Below are 21,447 nucleotides of genomic sequence, written 5' to 3'. Positions count from 1 at the left end.
CTCAGTCTCTCACTGTCCACAAGGGACCATTGGGGGTGTCTTCCACCGCGATGCCGGCAGCGGTCAGCTGGTCGCGGATGGCGTCGGCCCTCGCGAAGTCCTTGTCCTTGCGGGCCTGCTGCCGCGCCGCCAGCATCCCTTCGATGAGCGTGTCGAGCGCCTTGGCCTCCGACGAGCCCCCGACCTCGGCCCACTGCTCCGACAGCGGGTCGAGACCGAGCACGTCGGTCATCGCCCGCACGGTCTCGGCCAGCTCCAGCGCCTTGGCGGAGTCGGCCGCGTCGAGGGCGGCGTTGCCGTCACGCACGGTGTTGTGCAGCACGGCGAAGGCCTGCGGCGTGCCGAGGTCGTCATCGAGCGCGGCGGTGAACTCGGCGGGAAGGCGTCCGATGTGGACCTCGCCAGCCGAGCCCGCGACGCGCCGGAGGAACTGCTCGACGCGCCGGTAGCCCTGCGCCGACTCCGACAGGGCGGCGTCGGAGTACTCGATCGTCGACCGGTAGTGCGGCTGGATGAGGTAGTACCGGAGCTCCACCGCGCGGTAGCGGCGCAGCATCTCCGGGATCGACACGACGTTGCCGAGTGACTTTGACATCTTCTCGCCCGAGAGCGTCACCCACGCGTTGTGCAGCCAGAACCGCGCGAACGGGTCGCCTGCCGCGTTGGACTGCGCGCGCTCGTTCTCGTGGTGCGGGAACACCAGGTCGACGCCGCCGCCGTGGATGTCGAACTCGGCGCCGAGGTAGGTCGTCGCCATCGCCGAGCACTCGAGGTGCCAGCCCGGCCTGCCGGAACCCCACGGGGTCGGCCACGACGGCTCACCCGGCTTGCTGCCCTTCCACAGGGTGAAGTCGCGGGGGTCGCGCTTGCCCTCGGCCAGCGTCTCGCCCTGCTGGACCTCGTCGAGCCGCTGCCCGGACAGCGCGCCGTAGCCGTCGAAGGAGTTCACCGCGAAATAGACGTCCCCGCCCTCGGCGTAGGCGTGCCCCTTGTCGATCAGTCGCCGCATCAGCTCGATCATCTGAGTGACGTGGCCGGTGGCGCGCGGCGCGATCGACGGCGGCAGGCAGCCCAGCGCGGTGTAGGCGTCCTCGAAGGCGCGCTCGTGGGTCGCGGCCCACTCCCACCACGGCCTGCCCGCGTCGGCGGCCTTGGTGAGGATCTTGTCGTCGATGTCGGTGACGTTGCGGACCATGAGCACGTCGAGTCCACTGTGGACCAGCCAGCGCCTGAGCACGTCGTAGTTCAGCGCGCCACGGACGTGGCCGATGTGCGGGATGCCCTGGACGGTGGCCCCACAGACGTACATGGACGCCGTTCCACTACGTGCGGGGTGGAACTCCCGCACGTCCCTGGTAGCGGTGTCGTAGAGATGTAGGACCACGCGGAAATGGTACGGGTCAGAGCACGGAGTGCTCGCGCAGGGCGGTCAGCAGGCCGTCGGTGCGCTCGCTCGTCGGGAGCGGGTCCACCAGGGCGAACGGGCAGCCGAGCGCCCTGGCTCCGCCGTCGGCCTGGGAGCTGTCGCCGACCATCAGCGTGTGCTCGGGGGCCGTGCCGAGCCGGTCGAGCAGGTTCCGGAAGATCACCGGGTCGGGCTTGATGGCCCCCACCTCGAACGACAGCACGAACTCGTCCACGTACTCGTCGAGCCCGCGCTCGGTGAAGGCGGGGCGGATGTCGAAGGCGATGTTGCTGAGCACGCCGACGCGCACGCCCCTGCCCGCGAGCGTCTTCAGTACCTGCTCGGTGTCGGGGTAGGGCGTCCACTCGGACGGGTCGATGAGCCGGTCGTAGAGCGCCTTGGCCTGCTCGACGCGCGCGACGCCGGACTGCCGCAGCACCTCCAGGTACACCTTCTGGTGCTGGCCGGGGTCAAGGTCGCGGTTCTCCCAGGCGTTCCGGTGCTCGTCGTCGAGGTCGACCGTGAGCGTGACCGGCGCCGTCATCCGCCGCATCATCTCGGCCTGCGCCTCGACGTCGAGAGGATCGCCGTTGTGGTCGGTCAGGTCGCTGAGCCAGGTCTCGTTCTGCTCGAGTCGGAAGAGGGTGCCGGAGAAGTCGAACATCACTGCCTGAATCGTCACAGATCCAGGTTACCGGTTACCGGGGGACGAGCAGGGTGGTCGCGATCGCGGCGATGCCCTCGCCTCGGCCGGTGAGGCCGAGCCCGTCGGTCGTCGTGCCGGACACGCTCACGTCGCCGCCGACGGCCTCACCCAGCACCCGCTGCGCCTCGGCCCGGCGGGTGCCGATGCGGGGCTGGTTGCCGATGACCTGCACCACGGCGTTGCCGACGCGGTAGCCGGCCTCCTCGACGAGCCTGCGGGCCTCGGCCAGGAACGCGACGCCGTGCGCGCCCGCCCAGCGCGGGTCGCCGGTGCCGAAGACGCCGCCGAGGTCCCCGAGCCCGGCCGCCGACAGCAGTGCGTCGCACAGCGCGTGGGCCGCCACGTCGCCGTCGGAATGGCCCGCGCAGCCGTCCACTCCGTCCCAGCGCAGCCCGGCGACCCAGCACTCCCGGCCGGCCTCGATGGGGTGCACGTCGATGCCCTGGCCGATTCTCACTGGCGTTTCTCCGAGGTCAACAGGGCCTCGATGACGGCGAGGTCGAACGACGTCGCGAGGCGCATGGCGTGGGGATGTCCGGCGACGGTGTGCACCTTGGCCCCCAGTTCGCCGAGCGGCTCGGCCGGACCGGCCTGGCGCAGCACGTCGGCGAGAAAGCCTTGCGGGGTCTGGGTGAAACGCAGTTTCGAGCGGTCCCGCGTACCGCACACGACGTCGTCGGAGTCGACGAGCTTGATGGTGTCGGTGACGGGCTCGACGGGGACCGCTGCCAGCGCCCCGGAGCGCACCGAATCGACGACCGCACGGATGGTGGCGGCCGGTGTGAAGGGTCGCGCCGGATCGTGCACGAGCACCACGTCCGACGGTGTCGCCGAGCAGGCCGCGAACGCCGACCGCACCGATTCGGCACGGCCGGCGCCCCCGGCGACTACTCGTACCCGCGTGTCCGCGACCGATTCGAGCACGGTCTCGTACGCGGTCAGATTCTGCGGCGGGCCTGCCACGACCACCCGGTCCACGCAGTCCGAGTGCAGCAGGCCGCGAACGGCATGCGACAGCAACGGCTCGCCCCGGAAATTGATCAGCGCCCCGGAAAGGCGATGGTCGTGCTCCTCGAGGGGAACCAGTGCGATGACGTTCAGGGTTGCTAGACCGCCGCGGTTTCCAGAACCTCGTCGAGGAGCACCTCGGCCTTGCCCTCGTCGGTGCCCTCGGCGAGAGCCAGCTCGCTCACCAGGATCTGTCGCGCCTTGGCCAACATCCGCTTCTCACCAGCGGAAAGGCCACGGTCCTTCTCACGCCGCCAGAGGTCGCGCACCACTTCGGCCACCTTGTTCACGTCGCCGGAGGCGAGCTTCTCGAGGTTGGCCTTGTACCGACGCGACCAGTTGGTCGGCTCGTCGGTGTGAGGTGCACGCAGCACGTCGAAGACGCGGTTGAGGCCGTCCTGACCCACGACATCACGCACGCCGACGATCTCGGCGTTGTCGGCGGGAACGCGAACGGTGAGATCTCCCTGCGCGACCTTGAGGACGAGGTATTGCTTTTCCTCGCCCTTGATCACGCGTGTCTCGATCGCTTCGATGAGTGCGGCACCGTGGTGCGGGTAGACGACGGTCTCTCCGACCTTGAAAACCATGTGTCCTCTGCCCCTTTCGCTGTATCCAGCTTAGCACGGAGCATCCAGGGCTAACCAGCCACCCGCACTCGTCCTCGCAGGTCAGTGGCCTGATCAAGGGGCGCCCAGGGGTTGACAAACCGTCGATTCGCATACTCACGCAGGTGGGCGCGGATGCTTTTCCCGGCGTTAATAGAATCCATTGTGGACGTTTGATCTTGGGCTGTGGGGTGGGTCGCACCACTCGAGTGGCCACCACGTCGCGCCCTGAATATGGCGCCGGGATAGTCTGCGCGGCAGGGCAAGTCCTTAGCTAGGAGGGACTCGGAAGTGAAACGTCGCATGCTGGGCTCGGCCGTTCTCGGTCTCGGTACCGCGTTGCTCGTCGCGGGGTGCGGGGCGGGGCAGATCACCCAGACCGACACCCAGGCTGCGGCGATCAACGGCGCGTCGGCCGAGGTGAAGGACATCGCGATCCGCAACGCCGAGCTCGCCTACCCCGAGGACGTGCAGCCGGCCGCCTACCTCGAGGGCTCCGACGCCGAGGTGCTCATGAGCATCGTCAACCGGAGCGGCCGCAACGACGAGCTGGTGTCGGTCTCGTCCGACGCCGCGACCAACGTCTCCGTCCAGGGTGACCGCGCCGTCCCCGCCGGTACGGCACTGGCCATCGGGCCGAACGAGCCCGGCGCGGGCAAGCAGCTCCACGGCGAGATCGTGCTCGAGGGCCTCAAGCGCGAGATCCGCCCCGGCCAGACCGTCATCGCGACGCTGACCTTCCGCGACGCGGGCCCGGTCGACGTCGAGCTGCCCGTGATGGCCCCCTCGGAGCCGAGGGTCGCCGAGGAAGGACACGGCGAAGGCGGTCACTGACGCCGCTTTGTCGGTGCCCCCGGCTACGGTCTGCGCGTGGTCAAGAAGGGGTCCAGCAGCTACCGCTGCGCCGAATGCGGTCTCGAGGTCGCGAAGTGGGTCGGTCGCTGCCCGGAGTGTCAGGCGTGGGGGACGATCGAGGAGCGCGGTGACACGCGCCCGCCCATCGCGCGCGTCGCGGCAGGAGCGCCGAGCGCGCCCGCGCGGCCCATCGCGGACGTCGACGTGGAGAGTTCCCGCGCGCGTCCCACCGGTGTCTCGGAGCTGGACCGCGTGCTCGGTGGCGGGCTCGTGCCCGGTGTCGTGGTGCTGCTGGCCGGTGAGCCGGGAGTCGGTAAGTCCACCCTGCTGCTGGAGGTGGCCTACCAATGGGCGGCCGCCGACGGGGCGGGGGCCGCGCTGTACGTCACCGGCGAGGAGTCCGCGGGCCAGGTGCGGCTGAGGGCGGAGCGCACCAGCAACGTCCACGGCGAGATGTACCTCGCCGCCGAGAGCGACCTCTCGTCGATCCTCGGCCACGTCGACGACGTCAAGCCGGGCCTGCTGATCGTCGACTCCGTGCAGACGATGTCGTCGCCGCAGGTCGACGGCGCTCCCGGCGGGGTCACGCAGGTGCGGGCCGTGACCGCGGGGCTCGTGGCGCTCGCCAAGGAACGCGGCCTTCCTGTGGTGCTGGTGGGGCACGTGACCAAGGAGGGCTCGGTGGCCGGGCCCCGCGTGCTGGAGCACCTGGTGGACGTGGTCCTGCACTTCGAGGGCGACCGGCACTCGACGTTGCGCATGGTCCGCGGCGTGAAGAACCGCTTCGGCGCCGCCGACGAGATCGGCTGCTTCGAGCTGCGCGACGACGGCATCACCGGCGTCCCCGACCCTTCGGGGCTGTTTTTGAACCGGCACGCCGAGGCGGTGCCCGGCACGGCGGTCACGGTGACCGTGGAGGGCAAGCGGCCGCTGCTGTGCGAGGTGCAGGCCCTCGTCGGGCGTTCCCACCTGAACCAGCCGAGGCGCGCGGTGAGCGGGCTCGACTCGGCGCGGGTGAGCATGGTGCTCGCGGTGCTGGAGAAGCGGGGCGGCGTGCTGCTCGGCGACAAGGACGTCTACACGGCCACGGTCGGGGGCATGAAGGTCACCGAGCCCGCCGTGGACCTCGCCGCGGCGCTGGCGGTCTCGTCGGCGTTCAGCGACGAGGCGCTCTCGCCCCGGCTCGTCGCGATCGGCGAGGTGGGGCTGGCCGGCGAGGTGCGGAGGGTGACGGGGGTCGGCAGGCGGCTCGCCGAGGCGGTGCGGCTGGGGTTCACCCACGCGCTGGTGCCGCCCGACCCGGGGCCGCTGCCGGAGGGCATCAAGGCGCTGGAGGTCGGCGATCTCGCGAGTGCGGTGCACGCCGTGAAGTACGTGCCGGTGAAGTGACAGGGAGGCGGCCGGGGAGTCCCCCGACGACCTCCCGGCCGCCTCGTCGCCGGTGAGACGCGGCCGGGTTCTGTCGGTGTTGCGGCGTAGCCTTCGATGTGATGTGACTCACATGGAGGTGACCATGGAAATCCTGCTCGCCATCGGCACGCGCAAGGGCCTCTGGCTCGCGCGCAGCCGGGACAGACGGCACTGGGACGTGTCCGGCCCGCAGTTCCCGATCGCGGACGTGAAGGCGATCGGCATCGACATGCGGCGCGAGACACCGCGACTGTCGGCGGCCGTGCTGAACAGCCATTTCGGGCCCACCGTCGTCACGAGCGATGACCTGGGGGAGACGTGGAGCGAGCCCGACGACGCGCCCGTCTCCTTCCCCGAGGACACCGGCGCCGCGCTGGAGGGCGTGTGGCAGTTCGCGTACGGCCCCGAGTCCGACGTGGTGTACGTGGGTGTGGAGCCGACGGCACTGTTCAAGTCCGTCGACGGAGGTCGCACGTACGAGTTCGTGCGGGGCCTGTGGGACCACCCGCACCGGGAGCACTGGATGCCCGGCGGCGGGGGCAAGGCCCTGCACACCGTGCTGCCGGACCCGAGAGACCCGGCGCGCGTGAACGTCGCGATGTCCACCGGCGGGGTCTACCGCACCGAGGACGGCGGCGCGAGCTGGACCGCGTCGAACAGCGGGATCTTCGCCGAGTTCATGCCGGAGGGGCAGCAGTACCCGGAGTACGGCCAGTGCGTGCACAAGGTGGCGGTGGATGCCGCGAACCCCGACCGGCAGTACCTGCAGAACCACAGCGGCGTGTACCGAAGTGCCGACGGCGGGCGCAACTGGGAGTCGATCGCGGAGGGCCTGCCCGCCGACTTCGGATTCCCGATGGTCGCGCACCCGTCTCGGTCCGAGGTGATCTACTCGTTCCCGCTCGAGTCGTCGATGATGCGGTTCCCGCCGCAGGGCCGGTGCCGTGTGTATCGCAGTGAGAACGCGGGAAACTCGTGGACGGGTCTGTCCAAGGGCCTTCCCGACGTGGGCTTCTGGTCCGCCGTCATGCGTGACGCGATGTGCACGGACAGTGCCGACCCGGCGGGCGTGTACTTCGGCTCGCGCTCCGGCGAGGTGTGGGCGAGCGCCGACGAGGGCGACACGTGGGCCCAGGTGGCCGGTCACCTGCCCGACGTGCTCTGCGTGCGCGCCGCGGTGATCTGAATGGCCTCGGTGGGACTGCCGTCGATGCTGCGCGGGCTGGCCGGCGGGGTGTCGCACGTGGAAGTGGCGGCGGGCACGCTGGGCGCTGCGCTGGACGCACTGGGAGAGCGGTACCCGGCGCTGGAACGGCGTCTGCGAGACGAACGGGGAGCCTTGCGCCGCTACGTCAACTTCTACGTGGACGGCGAGGAGTGCCGCCGCCTCGCCGGCCCCGCAACCCCTCTGCAACCCCATACGGAAGTGGTGATCATCCCCTCGGTAGCCGGCGGCTGACCGAGTGGCCCAACTGCAGTGAAGGCCACCATGCCTGCGTTCAACGCAGTGAAGGTGGCCTTCACTGCGGTCGGGGTGTGGCGAGCGAGTTGTCCACATGGGGGTGGTTGTCCACAGGTGGGGAGATTGGGGGTTCGTTTTCGGCGCGGTGGTTTCCAGGATCTGTCTGGTGAAGAGAGGACGTTGGGCCGACTACCCCGAATTGCTGCGGCAACGGAGCCGGCTCGGTGTTGTCCGGGTCGCTTCGCTGGAAGCGCTGGGCATGCCGAGCAGCACCGTGTATCGGCGCTGCCTGCCGGACGGACCGTGGCGTCGCCTGCTGCCGGGCGTCGTCGTGTTCCAGACTTCGCCGCCGACTCAGGAGCAGCGGGTCGTCGCTGCGTTGTTGTTCGCAGGTGGGGACGCCGTCGTCACCGGCGTGGAGGCTTGCCGGAGGCTCGGGTTCCGGGACACGGCACTACCTGCCTCGGCCGGTGTGCACGTGTTGGTGCCGCATGAACACAAACTGCAAAGCAGTGGCTTCCTCACGGTGGAGCGAACGAAACGAATGCCGACCGCGATCCGGCGCGATCAAGTACCACTGGCGCCGCCCGTGCGTGCCGTGCTCGATGCCGCCCGCCGGATCAGGGCCGCTGACCCGGTGGCCAAGCTACTGATCGAGGCCGTACAGCGTGGGCAGTGCGCTACGGAGACGTTGTCGTACGAGCTGGAACACGGCACTCAGCGGGGCACCGCGATACCTCGCCGGGTGCTGGCTCAGATCGAGCGGCTCCGCTCCGTCGCCGAGTTCCACGCCCGTCGCATCGTGGCTGATGTCGCAGTGCCGCCCACGCACTGGAACCACGAGCTCCGCGGGCCGGACGGCACTTATGTCGCCTGTCCCGACGCCTGGTGGGACGACGTGGGCCTGGCGTGGGAGGTCGACTCGCTCGACTTCCACTTCTCCGCCGACGGCTACGCGAGAACGTTGGCGAGAAACACCCGCTACGCGGAGGTGGGTGTGACGGTCGTGCAGACGCTGCCGTCCCGCCTGTTGAATGACCCCGGCGCGGTTGTCGCCGAGCTGAACGCCGCGTACAGAGCGGCTGCCGCTCGTCCCCGTCCCGCGGTCCGCATCGCGGACGCTGCCTGACGTGCTCCCAACCCTGACGCGTGCCACCCAACTGCAGTGAAGGCCACCTTCACTGCAGTTGGGTGGCACAGCGGCGCGGAGCGCCTCCGTTTGGGTGGTGGCGGGAGACGGGTGGGCGCAGGCAAGGTGGCCTTCACTGCGGACCGGTCTAGCGGGTTACTGGGCTGCCAGGAGGCGGGCGCAGCGGATCAGGCCGATGTGCGAGTACGCCTGTGGGTGGTTGCCCAGGGAGCGTTCCGCGATCGGGTCGTACTGCTCCGGCAGCAAGCCCGTCGGGCCCGCCGCGTCGACCAGCTGCTCGAACAGCTCCTGCGCCTCCGTGCGGCGGCCCGTCAGCAGGTACGCCTCGATCATCCACGCCGCGCACAGGTGGAAGCCGCCCTCGCCGCCCGGCAGGCCGTCGTCGCGGTGGTAGCGGTAGACCGTCGACCCGCTGCGCAGCTCGGCCTCGATCGCCGTCACCGTCTGCTGGAACCGCTCGTCCTGCGGGTCCAGCAGCCCCGACAGGCCCACGAACAGCGACGCCGCGTCCAGGTCCGTGCCGTCGTATGCCGTGGTGAACGCGTTGACCTCCGCGTTCCAGCCCTTCTCCAGCACGTCCGCCGCGATCTCGTCGCGCAGCTCCGGCCAGCCGGCCGGGATCGGCCGGTCGTAGACCTCGGCGAGCTTGATCGCCCGGTCCAGCGTCAGCCAGCACATCACCCGCGAATACACCCGGTGACGCGGCATGTGCCGCTCCTCCCAGATGCCGTGGTCGGGCTCGTTCCAGCGCCGCTTGACCGCCTCGGCCATCGCGCGCACCATCTGCCAGTCCTCGTCGCGCAGCATGCCGCGCGCCTCCGCCAGCGTGACCACCAGCTCGACCACCGGGCCGAACACGTCGAGCTGCACCTGGTGGTTCGCCAGGTTGCCGACGCGCACCGGGCGCGAGCCCTTGTACCCGGGCAGCGAGTCGATCACGGCCTCGGCGCCCAGCTGCGTGCCCGACAGCGTGTACAGCGGGTGCAGACGCTCGGGGCCAGCCAGCGTCGACAGCACGCCGTGCAGCCAGCGCAGGAAGCCGTCGGCCTCCTCCAGCGAGCCCAGCGTCACCAGCTCGCGCACGGTCATGGCGCCGTCACGGATCCAGCAGTACCGGTAGTCCCAGTTCCGGACGCCGCCGATCTCCTCGGGCAGCGACGTGGTCGCCGCGGCCATCACGCCGCCGGTGTCGGCGTCGGCGAGCCCGCGCAGCGTGAGCGCGGAGCGGGCCACCAGCTCCGGTTCCACCGTCGGCAGCTTCAGCGTCGTCGCCCAGGAGCTCCAGTACTCGCCGGCCTTGGCGCGGCGGTCCAGCTCGGGCAGGTCGTGCGGGCCGAGGTCGGTCGTCCCGCAGCGCAGTTCCAGCACCACCGGCCTGCCCGGCTCGGGCTGCACGAGCGCGCTGGCCGTGTCGTGCAGCCCGTCGCTCGTGATCTCCCACTGGACGCCGGGCGCGCGCAGCACGAACGGCTCCGACGTGCCGAGCACCCGGAGGCCGTCCTCCTCCGGCAGCAGCCGCACGGGCACGCCGCCGAACTCGGGCCGGGGCGCGAACACGATCGACGCGGCGGCCTCACCGGAGATGACGCGCACGATGTCCGTGCGGTGCGCGGGGCACTCCGGTTCCATGTAGTCGGTGACCAGCAGGCGCGACCAGCGTGTCTCCACCGTCATCGTGTTGGGCAGGTAGCGCTGGCCGAGCGGCAGCCCGTTGCGATGCGGCTTGATCGAGAAGTGGCCCGCGCTCTCGCCGCCGAGCAGGTCGGCGAACACGGCGGGCGCGTCGGGGCCGGGGTGACACAGCCAGGTGAGCTTCGCGTCGGGTGTCACCAGCGCCACGGAGCGTTCCGACGCGAGCATCGAAAGCCGCTCGATCGGGGGAGACTGCTCACCGTAGAGCCAGTTCCGCCGCTCCTCGAGCATGAACGCGAGCACGGTGGCGACCTGCTCGGGATCGTCCACGTTGTACTGGGCGAGGCTCTCGCCCCCACCGACCTTGATGCCCAGGTCGGGCCCCGCGAGCCGCGCGAACGCCTTCTCGTCGGTGACGTCGTCGCCGATGAACACGGCAGCCGTGGCGCCCACCTGGTGCCGGAGGGTGTCGAGCGCGGCGCCCTTGTTGGTCTGGACAACCGAGAGCTCGACGACCTCTTTGCCGTCGGTGGTCGAAACGCCGTCCCACGTGCATGGTCCATTGTGGACGGCCTCGACGATGCGGTGTGCGTCCTCGCGCGAGGCGCGGCGGACGTGCACGGCGATGCTCGCGGGCTTCACCTCCAGCGACGCGCCCGCGACGCCCTCGATGAGCCGGTCCAGCTCCTCCTCGACGCGCCTGTGCAGGTCGCGGGCGTGCGCGTCGAGCTCGTGGACGAAGCCGATGTCGAACTCGGAGCCGTGGCTGCCGACGAGATGCACCTCGGAGGGGAGGCGGGACAGGGTCGCGAGGTCACGCAGCGCGCGGCCGGAGATGACGGCCGTGGTGGTCTCGTGGAGCCCGGCGAGCGAGCGCAGCGCTCCGACCGACTCGGAGCGAGGGCGCGCCTCGTCCGGATTCTCCATGATCGGCGCCAACGTGCCGTCGTAGTCGCAGGCGACCAGCAGGCGCGGCGTCCTGGCGATCTGCATGATCGCGCGCCGCAGCTCAGCGGGCAGGGCCTCGGCTGTCAACACTCCTCCTCAAGGAGCTCGCAGTGGTCTGGGGAGTCAGGCGGCCGTCTCGGACCCGAGAGCCTCGAGGAACGAGCGCGCCCACCTGTCGACGTCGTGCGTCAGGACCTGACGACGCAAGGCGCGCATCCTACGCCGACCTTCCGCGGGGTCGAGCGTAATAGCCTGTTCCAGCGCATTCTTCACCCCGTCCAGGTCGTGCGGGTTGACCAGGAACGCACTGCTCAGCTCGGCCGCGGCGCCGGCGAACTCCGACAGGACGAGCGCGCCGCCGAGGTCGTGCCTGCACGCCACGTACTCCTTGCAGACCAGGTTCATGCCGTCACGCAGCGGGGTCACCACCATGACGTCGGCGGCGGAGAAGAATGCCGCGAGCTCCGTCCGGTTCACCGACTGGTGAAGGTAGTGCACGACCGGGTGGCCCACGCGGGCGAACTCGCCGTTGATGCGGCCCACCATCTGCTCGATCTCCCCGCGCATGCGCTGGTAGTGCTCCACGCGCTCGCGGCTCGGGGTGGCGAGCTGGACGAACGTCACGTTCTCTGGCTTGACCCTGCCCTCCTGCAGCAGCTCGTGGAAGGCCTGCAGGCGCAGGTCGATCCCCTTGGTGTAGTCGAGGCGGTCGACGCCGAGCAGGATCGTCTCCGGGTTGCCGAGGTCGGCGCGCACCTGCGCGGCCCGGTCGGCGACGGCCTTGGTGCGGGCGAGCGAGTCGAGCCCCGCGGCGTCGATCGAGATCGGGAACGCGCCGACGCGAACGGTGCGGTCGCCGACCTGCACCATGCCCGGTCTCGAGCGGACGCCGACCGAACCCCTGCTCGGCTCCAGGCCGATCAGCTGCCGGGCCAGCCACAGGAAGTTCTGCGCGCCACCCGGCCGGTGGAAACCCACGAGGTCGGCGCCGATGAGCCCGCGCACGATCTCCGCCCGCCACGGCATCTGCATGAACAGCTCCACCGGCGGGAACGGGATGTGCAGGAAGAAGCCGATCCGCAGATCGGGCCGCAGCTCGCGGAGCATGCTCGGGACGAGCTGGAGCTGGTAGTCCTGCACCCACACGGTCGCGCCCTCGCCCGCCACCGCCGCGCTCGCCTCGGCGAAGCGGCGGTTGACGCGGACGTAGCTCTCCCACCAGCCGCGGTCGAAGATCGGCCTGGCGACCACGTCGTGATAGAGCGGCCACAGCGTGGCGTTGGAGAAACCCTCGTAGTAGTCGCGAACGTCGGTGGACGTGAGCGTCACCGGGTGGAGGACGAGCCCTTCGTCGCTGAACTCGTCCACCTCGACGTCCGGAACCCCGGGCCAGCCCACCCAGGCCCCCTTGCGGGAGCGCAGGAACGGCTCCAGCGCGGACACGAGCCCGCCGGGGCTCTGTGTCCAACGCTGGGTGCCGTCTTCAGCACGGTCGAGGTCCACCGGTAACCGGTTGGCGACGACGACGAACTCGGCGCGTGCTTCGGACTTCGTGGCTGTCGCGGGCATGTGAAAACACTATCGCGATGTGCTTACTCCAGACGGCTTCCAGCGTCGAGCGGACCGGCCATCCGGGGCCCTGCGAGCTTGCGCTCGAGCCTGCCGAGACCGGTGCGCAGCGGCTGCGCGAGCCACTCGCCGAGCACCACTCCCGCGGCCAGTGCCAGGCCGATCGCGACCGCCTCCATCAGCTGGGTCGCCGTGCCGAAGTCCGCCAGTTGCGACAGGCCGCGGTACGTCGCGAAACCGGGAAGCAACGGCGTGATGCCGGACACAGCGACCACCAGCGGGGTCACCCGCAGCCTGCGGGCGAGCACGCCACCGCCGAGGCCGACCAACGTGGCGGCGAGCGCGGAGGCGATGATCTGGCTCGAGTCCAGCATCGTCAGCGCGCCGTAGGCGCCCGCGCCGACGGCACCCGCCGCCGCCGCAACCGCCATCGGGCGCAAGCTGGAGTACGACGCGAGGGCGAAGCACGCGGCCGCACCGGTCCCGGCGAGGATCACGATGGGCAGGTTCACCGCCGTGAGCGCGTCGATCGCGGGGATCGGCGTCCGCTCGACGCCGAGGCGTTCCGCGAGCCCGATCGCGGCCGCGACGCCGGTTATCAGCCCGGCACTCATCAGCGCCACCTCGAGACTGCGGCCCGCCGCGGTCACGTAGTAGCCGGTGATCGCGTCCTGCACCGCCGAGACCGTCGAGAGCCCGGACAGGAGCACGGTCAGTGCCGCGGCGACCACGAGCGTCGGTCTGTCCTCGGGAATGATGTCGAGGTTGACGAACGTGATCGCCGCCAGCGTGGCGACGAACCCGCCGACCACCTGCTGGAAGAAGAACGGCAGCGACAGCTTGTTCAGGATCCGGCCGACGCGGTCGACGACGGCGCTGATCACGAACGCGACCATCGCCGCCCAGCCGGAGGCTCCCAGCAGCAGTGAGATCGAGGCCGCCATACCGCCCCACGCGAGCGTGGAAACCCAGCGCGGGTACGGGTGCTTCGCGTTGGTGATGCGGTGCAGTTCGGCGTAGCCCTCCTCCGCGCTGAGCTTGCCGCGCAGCAGCTGCTGCACGAGACGCTCGGTGTCGGAGAGCCGCGTGTAGTCGAGGCTGCGCGCGCGGACCACGCGCACCGCCGTCACGGGCGAGAGGTCGCTGCCTCGATGACAGCTGACGGTGATGGACGTGAAAATGACGTCCACCTCACAGTGAGGTAGACCGAGGGCACGGGTCAGGGCGAGGATCGTCGCGGTCACGTCGGAAGCGCCCGCGCCACTGGCCATCTGGACCTCGCCGATGCGGACGACGAGGTCGAGGACCAGATGCAGGGTCGCTTCGTCGGGAAGTTCTGGACCCATGGTCGCCGGGGGCTCGACCACGGGAAGCTCGCCGGTCGGTGCTTCGAGGATGTGCCAGGCCCGCTGGCGCAGCGTGCGGCCGCGCTGTTGCCGTGGGACTCGCTTCTCTGCCCGTTCCTCGGCCGGTGCTTCCAGGATCTGCCACGCGTGCCGGCGGTTCAGCGCCGTTCTCGCGCGCGGCCGTAGTTTCATCAGCCACCTCCTTACTGGTTCCGCGCGTAGCATCGACCGGCGCGCTCCGGCCGTTGCATGCTGACCACCGTGGCGTCCGCCACGTTTTCCGTTCACCGCGACCGGCGACCAATCTAACTTTCCGGAGGCCGTGCGGCAGTCGGGCGAACGCGCGCGGCCGGGAGGTCTCGGTGAGCCGGTGGCGGATATAGTGGGCCCGCGCTCGCGTGTCCGCGAGCCAGGCCGGCATAGCTCAGTTGGTAGAGCAGCTGTCTTGTAAACAGCAGGTCAGGGGTTCGAGTCCCCTTGCCGGCTCCACACTCCCTTTCTACTTCCTCCGCTCCAGAAGTGCCTTCGCGCCGTCGATCTCGCGCTCGACGTCACGGCGCAGTGCCCGGCGCAGGAGCGGCTCGGCGAGCCATCGCAGCGCGGGCGGGAAGCCGATCTCGACCGACCTGGTCACCTTCGTGCCGTCCTCGGCGGGTTCGCAGACGAAGCTTGCCGCGAAGGTGGACAGCCTGCGAACGAGCCGGTTGTGCGGCGGCGGGGCGTATTCGATGTCGACCCGCTCGCCCGGGGTGAGCCGCATCCGCGACACGACCTTCGGCGCGGGCCCCGGCAGGCCGGGCAGTCGTGAGCGGAATTTGAACTGGGTGACGTCTCCGTCGCGGTGCACCCAGTCGATGTGTCCTAGCTTGTCGTCGATCTTCGCGTACCGCTCGGCGTCCATCACCAGCGCGAGGAACTCCTCTGGCGTGCACCGGACGGTCCGCTCCACCGTCACTCCAGCCATAGTAAGAGAGTACTCTCTTACTATGGCTCGAACAACGCCTGGCGAGACGCGGCACCGCATCCTCGACGAGGCCATCAGGCTCTTCGCCAGCCGCGGCTACGACGCGACATCGGTCGTGGACATCCAGGTCGCCAGCGGGCTCACGGGTGGCTCCGGCGCGCTCTACAAGCACTTCCCCTCGAAGAAGGCGCTGCTTGAACACGCGGTCACCCGCAACGTCGAGACGCTCGCGAGGAAGCACGCCGAGGCGGTCGCCGAACTGCCAGAGGACCCGAGGGAGGCGTTGCGGCTTCTGGCGGATGTCGTGTGGGCGGTCATGGACAGCGAGCGGGACCTGATCAGGATCATGATCCGCGAATTCGGCGGCTTTCCGGAACTGTTCGAGCGGATGTGGCAGGGCGTGCTCGCCCATCTCTATCGCGTCTGCGGGGAGTGGATCGCCGGGCTGTGTGAGCGCGGCGAGGCGGCCGTCGCCGATCCGGAGGCGACGGCCGCCGTGCTGCTCGCGTCGCTGACCTACTACCCGATCCTCGACACGCTCATCGGGCACACGCCCGGCGACACGGACCCCGAGCGGTTCCTCGCCGCGTGGTTCGACCATGCGGCTGCGGCGCTCCGACTCGATCCATCGTCGTAGGTTCGGAGTGAGTGGTGTTCCGGCTCACGCTTGACCGGGGGCTCGGGTGTACCGCGCTACCTGCGGCTGGTGCAGGATCACCGTGGTCGGTACATCCTGTCCACTGTGGACTGGGTGGGTCAGCTGGAGGCTGAACTGAGCCTCACCACACCGACCAGCCGCCGTCGACGACCCACTCGGCACCGGTGACGAACGCGGCGCCGTCGGAGGCGAGGAACTCCACGACCGCGGCGACGTCGTCGGGTGTGCCGAGCCGCCGCAACGGTGTCGCGTCACACAACAGCTGCGCCATCTCGGGGCTGACGTCGTGCTCAGGAGTCTTGATCATCCCAGGTGCCACGGTGTTCACGCGGACGTTCCAGCGCGCGGCGGCAACGGCGAGCTCACGGGTCAGCGCGGCCAGCCCGCGCCCCACGTTGACCACCGACCCGCCGGCGCCGCTCATCCGTTGAATGGCCCACCGGGAAAGGGCCGAGACGGTCCGCGGGTCCTCCTGAGGATCAACGTTGACGAAGAGGCCGATGCTCTCGGCGATGCCGGCCGCGAGCGAGGTCAGCGTGTGCCTGCCGTCCGGGCTCGCGACGTCGCGGGGGCACACCGCGATCGTGCCGGCGGATGCCGAAGTCGACTTGGCGGTGACGGTCAGCTCGGTCTCGTCGGGTCCGGCGACGAGGCAGTCCCAGCCGGACTCGGCGAGCCTGAGCGCGATCGCGCGGCCGAGGTGGCGGCCCCCGCCGGTCACGACGGCGAATCTCCCGGACACGAAGTCCCGGCCGGCTGGTAACGGTGCGTCGTGCAGACAGCGGTCTCGCACGAGGCAACAGTGTTCCCCGATCCGGTCGCTCGAGGCAGGAGCCGTCTTCCGCTGGACAGCATGCACTTCACCCACATGAGCGGTTCCACGGTTGCCGTCCCGGGGCCTCGGGCATTCGCTCAGTGCCTCCCGGATCCCCATCGGGTCAGTGACAACGGCAACCGAGAGGAACCGTGATCATGACCCACACCATGAGGCCGGACGATCTCGTCGACAGCACGGTCGTCGACCAGCGCGGAAGCAAGATCGGCAAGGTGGGCACCGTCTACCTCGCCGACGACACCCACGAGCCCGAATGGGTCACGGTGCGGACCGGAATGTTCGGTCAGAAGGAGAGCTTCGTGCCCCTCCGCGGCGCCAGCCTCGACTCCGACGGGCTGCACGTCCAGGTCGCGAAGGACAAGGTGTCCGACGCTCCGAGGATCGAGGCCGACGGGCACCTCTCGCAGGAGGAGAGCGTCGAGCTCTACCGCTACTACGATCTGCCCGCGCCGCGCAGCACGATGGAGAACGCCCGCCGCGGCAAGGACGAACGTCAGTCGATGGCCGGCATGCAGGGCATGGGCACGCGCTCCGGCAGCGACCAGGCCACCCAGCCGACCGAGTCCATGACCCAGTCCGGCAGGCACGCGGCCGCCCAGCCCACCGGTCAAGCGGCAGGACAGCTAGCGGGCCAGGCCGGTGAGCGTCAGGGCCAGCGCATGTCGGGCGCCGAGAGCCTGCGTGGCCGGCAGCGGGACCGGTCGAAGGGCGCCACGGGCGAGTCCATGACCCGCAGCGAGGAGCAGCTCAAGGTCTCCACCGAGCAGGTCGAGACCGGTCGCGTGCGCCTGCGCAAGCACGTCGTCACCGAGGAGCAGCAGATCAGCGTGCCCGTCAGCCACGAGGAGGTGCGGATCGAGCGCGAGCCGATCACCGACGGCATCCACGACGGCAGCGCCAAGATCGGCGAGGACGAGCAGGAGGTCATCCTGCACGCCGAGCGGCCCGTCGTGAAGAAGGAGACCGTGCCCGTGGAGCGTGTGCGCATCGGCACCGAACAGGTCACCGAGGAGCAGACGATCACCGACGAGGTGCGCAAGGAACAGATCGACATCGACGACCACACCGTGAAGGGAGACCGCCGCGGGAAGTGACCTCCGGAGTCCTCGACGGGCACGGCCCCGGCCGTGCACCATGCGCCTAGGCTGCCGTTGACGGTAGGACAACCTGGCGTGAGAGGACACGGATGCTGGACTTGCTGCTGCGTGACGTGCGGGCGTTGACCCTGACCGGTGACCGGCCCCGCGCGCACACGGTCGGCGTGCTGAACGGCCGCATCGTCGGCGTCGACGAGGAGGTCGAGGGGCTGACCGCGCGGCACGTCGTCGACGGCGACGGTGCCGTGCTCACCCCCGGCTTCGCCGACGCGCACAACCACATGGTGTGGTACGGCCTTTCGCTGGCGGAGCTGGACCTTTCGGTCTGCCGCACGCCGGAGGAGCTCTACGACGCGGTCGCGGCGCGGGCGGCGAACCTGCCCTCCGACGGCTGGGTGATCGGCTCCGGCTACGACGACTTCGTCCTCGGCGGGCATCCCGACCGCGCCGCGCTCGACCGGGCCGGCGGCGGCAGGCCGGTGTGGCTGAAGCACCGTTCGGCGCACATGTGCGTGGCGAGCAGCGCCATTCTCGCGCAGGCGGGGGTGCTCGACGGCTCCGCGAAGGTGCCGGAAGGCGGCGTCGTCGAGCTGGACGACGACGGTGCGCCCACGGGCCTGCTGGCCGAGCAGGCGCAGCAGCTGGTCGACGCGCTCGTCAAGCCGTACCCCGTCGAGGAGCTGGTGGAGGCGATCGACCGGGCGGCGCGCGTGTACGTCGCCGAGGGCCTCACGCACGTCACCGAGGCCGGGATCGGCGGCGGCTGGATCGGGCACAGCCCGGCGGAGGCCGCGGCCTACCAGCTGGCGCGACAGCGTGGGCTCCTGCCGCTGCGGGTGGAGCTTATGCCCGCCAGCGAGATGCTGCACCCGCTGCACGGCGACGCCTTCGGGCTCGATCTGGGTCTGCGCACGGGTTTCGGTGACGACTTCCTGCGCATCGGGCCGATGAAGATCTTCACCGACGGCGCGCTGTCGAGCCGTACGGCCGCGGTGACGGAGCCGTTCTGCGGGCATGGCGGCCTTGGCGTGCTCGGGGACGATCCCGACGTGCTGCGGGAACGCATGCTCGCCGCGCACAGGGGCGGCTGGCGCATCGCCGCGCACGCGATCGGTGACCGCGCGATCGACCTCACGCTCGACACCTTCGAGGAAGCGCAGCGTGTGCTGCCGAGGCCCGGTGTGCGGCACCGCATCGAGCACGCGGCGATGGTCCGTCCCGAGCAGCTCGCCAGGATGGCCGCGCTCGACGTCGTCCCGGTGCCGCAGGCCCGGTTCCTGTACGAGATCGGCGACACGATGGCCGAGGCGATCGGCGAGGACCGCGTGCCGTGGCTCTACCGGCACAAGTCCTTTGTGGACGCCGGGCTGCGGGTGCCGGGCAGCTCCGATCGCCCGTGCGTGTCGGCCGGGGCGCCGCTGCTCGGCATCCGGTCGATGGTCGAGCGCACCACCAAGGCCGGTGCGGTGCTGAGCACCCACGAGCGGGTGGACGCCGAGGAGGCCCTGCGCGCCTACACCCTCCACTCCGCCTACGCGGCCGGCCAGGAGCACGAGCGCGGCCACCTGTCGGCGGGCGCGTTCGCGGACCTGGTGTTGCTCGACGACGACCCCACCACCGTGCCCAGCGAACGGATCGGCGACATCGGCGTGCTGGCGACGTTCGTCGCGGGCCGCGCCGTGCACGGGGCGGAGAAGTTCGGCGACGCGCCGAGCTGACGGGTCAGGGACGCGGGATCGGCAGCCGCTCGAAGGCGATCGTCTCGTAGCTGCCGCCGGTCCCGGTCTCGTAGAGCAGGCCGACGGTGCGGGCGTCGAGCTGCACCAGGTCGGAGTACGCGGCGGGCGCGTCGGACACGGTGTGCGCCGTCCGCCACGTGCGACCCCGGTCGCCGCTGACCCGGAGGCTCATCGCGCGTCGGGCGTCCGGATTGGACGGTCCGGCGAACAGCAGCACGTCGCCCCTGGATGTCTGCAGCACGCTGCCCTGCACGCGAGGGCCTGTGAGCGCGGGCTGCTCGCGGTAGGGCGCGTCGAGCGTCTCGCCGCCGTCGCTGCTGTAGGCGTCGAGACGGTGCGCGGGCGATTCGCCCTGGTCGCGGCTGTTGAAGTACAGCGTGCCGTCGGGCAGCTCGGCCACGGTGGTCTCGTTGGCGGCGATCCAGCCGTCGGTGCGCGTGTCGGTGAAGCCGATGCGCCAGGTGTGGCCGCCGTCGTCGCTGAGCAGGCAGTGCCCGCCGTAGTACTTCGCCTCCGCGCCGGTGTCGGGTGAGCCCGCCCGCGGCGAGGCGGAGTGGTTGGCGGGCACCACGATGCGGCCCGCGTGCCTGCCGTGCCGCAGCTGGATGGCGTGGCAGGGTCCGGTCGCGTACCAACGCCAGCCGGGTTCCTTCGCCTGCGCCGTGATCTCCCGCGCGGGCGAGAACGTGTGCCCGCCGTCGGTGCTGCGCTGCACGAACACGCGCCTGGTGTCCGCTTCGGACACTAGGCCCTCCATGATCTCCCGTTCGGTGACGTGGCCGTTGCGCGTGGTGAGCAGGACGATGTCGCCGCCGTCCAGCACCACCGGCGCCGGGTTGCCCGCGGTGGCGTTGCCGTTGCTCGACACCACGGAGAGCGGGCCCCACGTGCGCCCGCCGTCGGCCGACCGCCGCAGCACCACCTCGATCGCGCCGGTGTCGCCCGCCGACTCGACGCGGCCCTCGGCGAACGCGAGCAGTTCGCCCGAGGCCGTGCGGACGAGCGCGGGGATGCGGAAGGTGTGGTAGCCCTCGGTGCCCGATGTGAACGGCACCGACGCGGCGCGGGTGGCCGCGCCGGCGGACGGTGCGAGTGCGAGACCGGCCACGGTGGCTCCGGCGAGGGAGAGGGCGGTGCGGCGAGACACAGCGGGCATCGGCAGCCTCCTTGCTGCTGGGGGAGTGAACTGGACATAGGACGTCCTATGTAAGAACCTAGAGTGGTGCGCGGCCGGTGGTCAAGATTGAAATTGGTCTGGACGAATCGCGTTGGCGAGCTCTAGCGTGACCAGGCGATCGAAGGAGGCTCCAGCATGCGGGAGAACGTCCGGGAGCTGCTCGACGGACTCGACGCGCGGCACGGTGACATCCAACGGGCGGCGGCACTGGTACTCGACGCTGTGGCTGGCGACGGCCTCGTGTACGCCGCCGGTGCCGGGCATTCGCTGGCGATGGTGTGCGAGACGTTCTACCGCGCGGGCGGGCTCGCCGCGGTCCGGCCGCTGTGGGATCCGCAGGTGCTGCCGCTGCTGGGCGCGCTGCGCAGCTCGGGCGCGGAACGCGAGCCGGGGCGGGGGCGGGCGTTGATCGAGGCCGCTGAGCCGACGCCCGCCGACGTGGTGGTGGTGTTCTCCACGAGCGGGCGCAACCCGTACCCGGTGGAGATCGCGCAGACGGCGCTCGCGCGGGGCGTGCCCGTGATCGCGGTGACGTCGCTGGCCGCGTCGGCACAGGCGAGTGACCGGTCCGGCACCCGGCTCGCCGACCACGCGACGGTGGTGCTCGACACCGGGGTACCGCCGGGCGACGTCGTGCATCCGGCCGCGGCGCCGAGGACGGCTGCGGTGTCGACGATCCTCGGCGCGTACGTGTGGTCGGCCCTGCTCGCGGCACTCGACGGGCTCGCCGTGCGACGGGGCGTGGTGCTGCCGCTGTGGACGAGCGCGAACGTGCCCGGTGGCGACGAGCGCAATGCCGAGCTGGTCGCCCGCTACGGGGACCGGATCCCGGAGCTGAACCTCGGGCTCTAGGCACGGTCGGGAACGCACAACTCGCG

Annotated in this window: 20 protein-coding genes and 1 tRNA gene; 10 read left to right on the top strand and 11 right to left on the bottom strand. The window is 70.6% G+C overall.

Features of this window, described 5'->3' with window-relative positions; translation table 11 throughout:
• Window position 1 precedes the first annotated feature (1 nt).
• Genes cysS through BA062_RS37085 form a run of 5 tightly spaced genes read right to left on the bottom strand, consistent with a single transcriptional unit; the run spans window position 2 to window position 3,709 of the window.
• Window positions 2-1,384 carry a cysteine--tRNA ligase gene (cysS, locus tag BA062_RS37105; protein ID WP_110343818.1) on the bottom strand — a complete coding sequence of 461 codons (1,383 nt, stop codon included), beginning with the start codon at window positions 1,382-1,384 and terminating at the stop codon, window positions 2-4.
• Window positions 1,385-1,400: 16 nt separating this feature from the next.
• Window positions 1,401-2,087: an HAD family hydrolase gene (locus tag BA062_RS37100; RefSeq protein ID WP_110343817.1), complete on the bottom strand. Its 687-nt coding sequence runs from the start codon at window positions 2,085-2,087 to the stop codon at window positions 1,401-1,403.
• Between the two features lie 16 nt (window positions 2,088-2,103).
• Window positions 2,104-2,568 carry a 2-C-methyl-D-erythritol 2,4-cyclodiphosphate synthase gene (ispF, locus tag BA062_RS37095; RefSeq protein ID WP_110343816.1) on the bottom strand — a complete coding sequence of 155 codons (465 nt, stop codon included), beginning with the start codon at window positions 2,566-2,568 and terminating at the stop codon, window positions 2,104-2,106.
• On the bottom strand, window positions 2,565-3,212 hold the full coding sequence (locus BA062_RS37090; RefSeq protein ID WP_210407120.1) for an IspD/TarI family cytidylyltransferase: 648 nt from the start codon (window positions 3,210-3,212) through the stop codon (window positions 2,565-2,567). The genes ispF and BA062_RS37090 overlap by 4 nt, the downstream gene beginning before the upstream one ends.
• A 5-nt stretch (window positions 3,213-3,217) precedes the next feature.
• A complete protein-coding gene (locus BA062_RS37085; protein WP_009156479.1) occupies window positions 3,218-3,709 on the bottom strand; it encodes a CarD family transcriptional regulator in 492 nt (163 codons plus the stop codon).
• A 309-nt stretch (window positions 3,710-4,018) separates the two neighbouring features.
• On the opposite strand from BA062_RS37085, the gene BA062_RS37080 reads away from it, so the two are divergent.
• The 5 genes from BA062_RS37080 (at window position 4,019) to BA062_RS37060 (ending at window position 8,583) form a co-directional block, all read left to right on the top strand.
• Window positions 4,019-4,561, top strand: coding sequence for a copper chaperone PCu(A)C (locus BA062_RS37080; RefSeq protein WP_245960214.1), 543 nt, complete (start codon window positions 4,019-4,021; stop codon window positions 4,559-4,561).
• A gap of 36 nt (window positions 4,562-4,597) precedes the next feature.
• Window positions 4,598-5,971, top strand: coding sequence for a DNA repair protein RadA (gene radA, locus BA062_RS37075; protein ID WP_110343813.1), 1,374 nt, complete (start codon window positions 4,598-4,600; stop codon window positions 5,969-5,971).
• Window positions 5,972-6,095: 124 nt separating this feature from the next.
• Window positions 6,096-7,178 (top strand): WD40/YVTN/BNR-like repeat-containing protein, encoded by a 1,083-nt coding sequence (locus BA062_RS37070; protein WP_110343866.1) that lies wholly within the window; start codon window positions 6,096-6,098, stop codon window positions 7,176-7,178.
• Window positions 7,179-7,451, top strand: a complete 273-nt coding sequence (locus BA062_RS37065) for a MoaD/ThiS family protein (protein WP_110343812.1) — start codon at window positions 7,179-7,181, stop codon at window positions 7,449-7,451. It begins immediately after the preceding gene.
• 97 nt (window positions 7,452-7,548) lie between these two features.
• Window positions 7,549-8,583 carry a hypothetical protein gene (locus BA062_RS37060; RefSeq protein ID WP_245960213.1) on the top strand — a complete coding sequence of 345 codons (1,035 nt, stop codon included), beginning with the start codon at window positions 7,549-7,551 and terminating at the stop codon, window positions 8,581-8,583.
• 156 nt (window positions 8,584-8,739) lie between these two features.
• Here the strand turns inward: BA062_RS37060 and otsB are convergent, their stop codons facing one another.
• The 3 genes from otsB to BA062_RS37045 are packed head-to-tail and all read right to left on the bottom strand — an operon-like array spanning window position 8,740 to window position 14,291.
• Window positions 8,740-11,271: a trehalose-phosphatase gene (gene otsB / locus BA062_RS37055; RefSeq protein WP_110343811.1), complete on the bottom strand. Its 2,532-nt coding sequence runs from the start codon at window positions 11,269-11,271 to the stop codon at window positions 8,740-8,742.
• A 36-nt stretch (window positions 11,272-11,307) separates the two neighbouring features.
• Window positions 11,308-12,753, bottom strand: a complete 1,446-nt coding sequence (locus tag BA062_RS37050) for an alpha,alpha-trehalose-phosphate synthase (UDP-forming) (RefSeq protein ID WP_110343810.1) — start codon at window positions 12,751-12,753, stop codon at window positions 11,308-11,310.
• A 23-nt stretch (window positions 12,754-12,776) separates the two neighbouring features.
• Window positions 12,777-14,291 (bottom strand): threonine/serine exporter family protein, encoded by a 1,515-nt coding sequence (locus BA062_RS37045; protein WP_110343809.1) that lies wholly within the window; start codon window positions 14,289-14,291, stop codon window positions 12,777-12,779.
• A 221-nt stretch (window positions 14,292-14,512) separates the two neighbouring features.
• On the opposite strand from BA062_RS37045, the gene BA062_RS37040 reads away from it, so the two are divergent.
• Window positions 14,513-14,588 (top strand) — tRNA-Thr (locus BA062_RS37040).
• 10 nt (window positions 14,589-14,598) lie between these two features.
• Here BA062_RS37040 and BA062_RS37035 read toward each other — a convergent pair.
• Window positions 14,599-15,063 carry an SRPBCC family protein gene (locus BA062_RS37035; protein ID WP_110343808.1) on the bottom strand — a complete coding sequence of 155 codons (465 nt, stop codon included), beginning with the start codon at window positions 15,061-15,063 and terminating at the stop codon, window positions 14,599-14,601.
• A 22-nt stretch (window positions 15,064-15,085) separates the two neighbouring features.
• Between BA062_RS37035 and BA062_RS37030 the strand changes: the two genes are divergently transcribed.
• Window positions 15,086-15,700, top strand: a complete 615-nt coding sequence (locus BA062_RS37030; protein WP_168214198.1) for a TetR/AcrR family transcriptional regulator — start codon at window positions 15,086-15,088, stop codon at window positions 15,698-15,700.
• 142 nt (window positions 15,701-15,842) lie between these two features.
• On the opposite strand, the gene BA062_RS37025 is transcribed toward BA062_RS37030, so the two are convergent.
• Window positions 15,843-16,442, bottom strand: coding sequence for an SDR family NAD(P)-dependent oxidoreductase (locus tag BA062_RS37025; protein WP_168214197.1), 600 nt, complete (start codon window positions 16,440-16,442; stop codon window positions 15,843-15,845).
• A gap of 251 nt (window positions 16,443-16,693) precedes the next feature.
• Here BA062_RS37025 and BA062_RS37020 point away from each other — a divergent pair, with 251 nt between their 5' ends.
• The gene (locus BA062_RS37020) at window positions 16,694-17,650 is read left to right on the top strand and encodes a DUF2382 domain-containing protein (RefSeq protein WP_110343805.1); all 957 of its coding nucleotides are present in this window, start codon (window positions 16,694-16,696) and stop codon (window positions 17,648-17,650) included.
• Between the two features lie 92 nt (window positions 17,651-17,742).
• On the top strand, window positions 17,743-19,371 hold the full coding sequence (locus BA062_RS37015) for an amidohydrolase (protein WP_110343804.1): 1,629 nt from the start codon (window positions 17,743-17,745) through the stop codon (window positions 19,369-19,371).
• Window positions 19,372-19,375: 4 nt separating this feature from the next.
• On the opposite strand, the gene BA062_RS37010 is transcribed toward BA062_RS37015, so the two are convergent.
• Window positions 19,376-20,548: a sialidase family protein gene (locus BA062_RS37010; RefSeq protein WP_110343803.1), complete on the bottom strand. Its 1,173-nt coding sequence runs from the start codon at window positions 20,546-20,548 to the stop codon at window positions 19,376-19,378.
• Between the two features lie 156 nt (window positions 20,549-20,704).
• Here BA062_RS37010 and BA062_RS37005 point away from each other — a divergent pair, with 156 nt between their 5' ends.
• Entirely contained in the window at window positions 20,705-21,421 is a 717-nt protein-coding gene (locus tag BA062_RS37005) for a sugar isomerase domain-containing protein (RefSeq protein ID WP_110343802.1), read from the top strand.
• Window positions 21,422-21,447 lie beyond the last annotated feature (26 nt).

The sequence above is a fragment of the Prauserella flavalba genome (assembly GCF_003202235.1).
In the GTDB taxonomy this organism is placed as follows: domain Bacteria; phylum Actinomycetota; class Actinomycetes; order Mycobacteriales; family Pseudonocardiaceae; genus Prauserella_A; species Prauserella_A flavalba.
The sequence above is the reverse complement of the archived record's forward strand: the minus strand, read 5'-3'. Positions and strand labels throughout refer to the sequence as shown.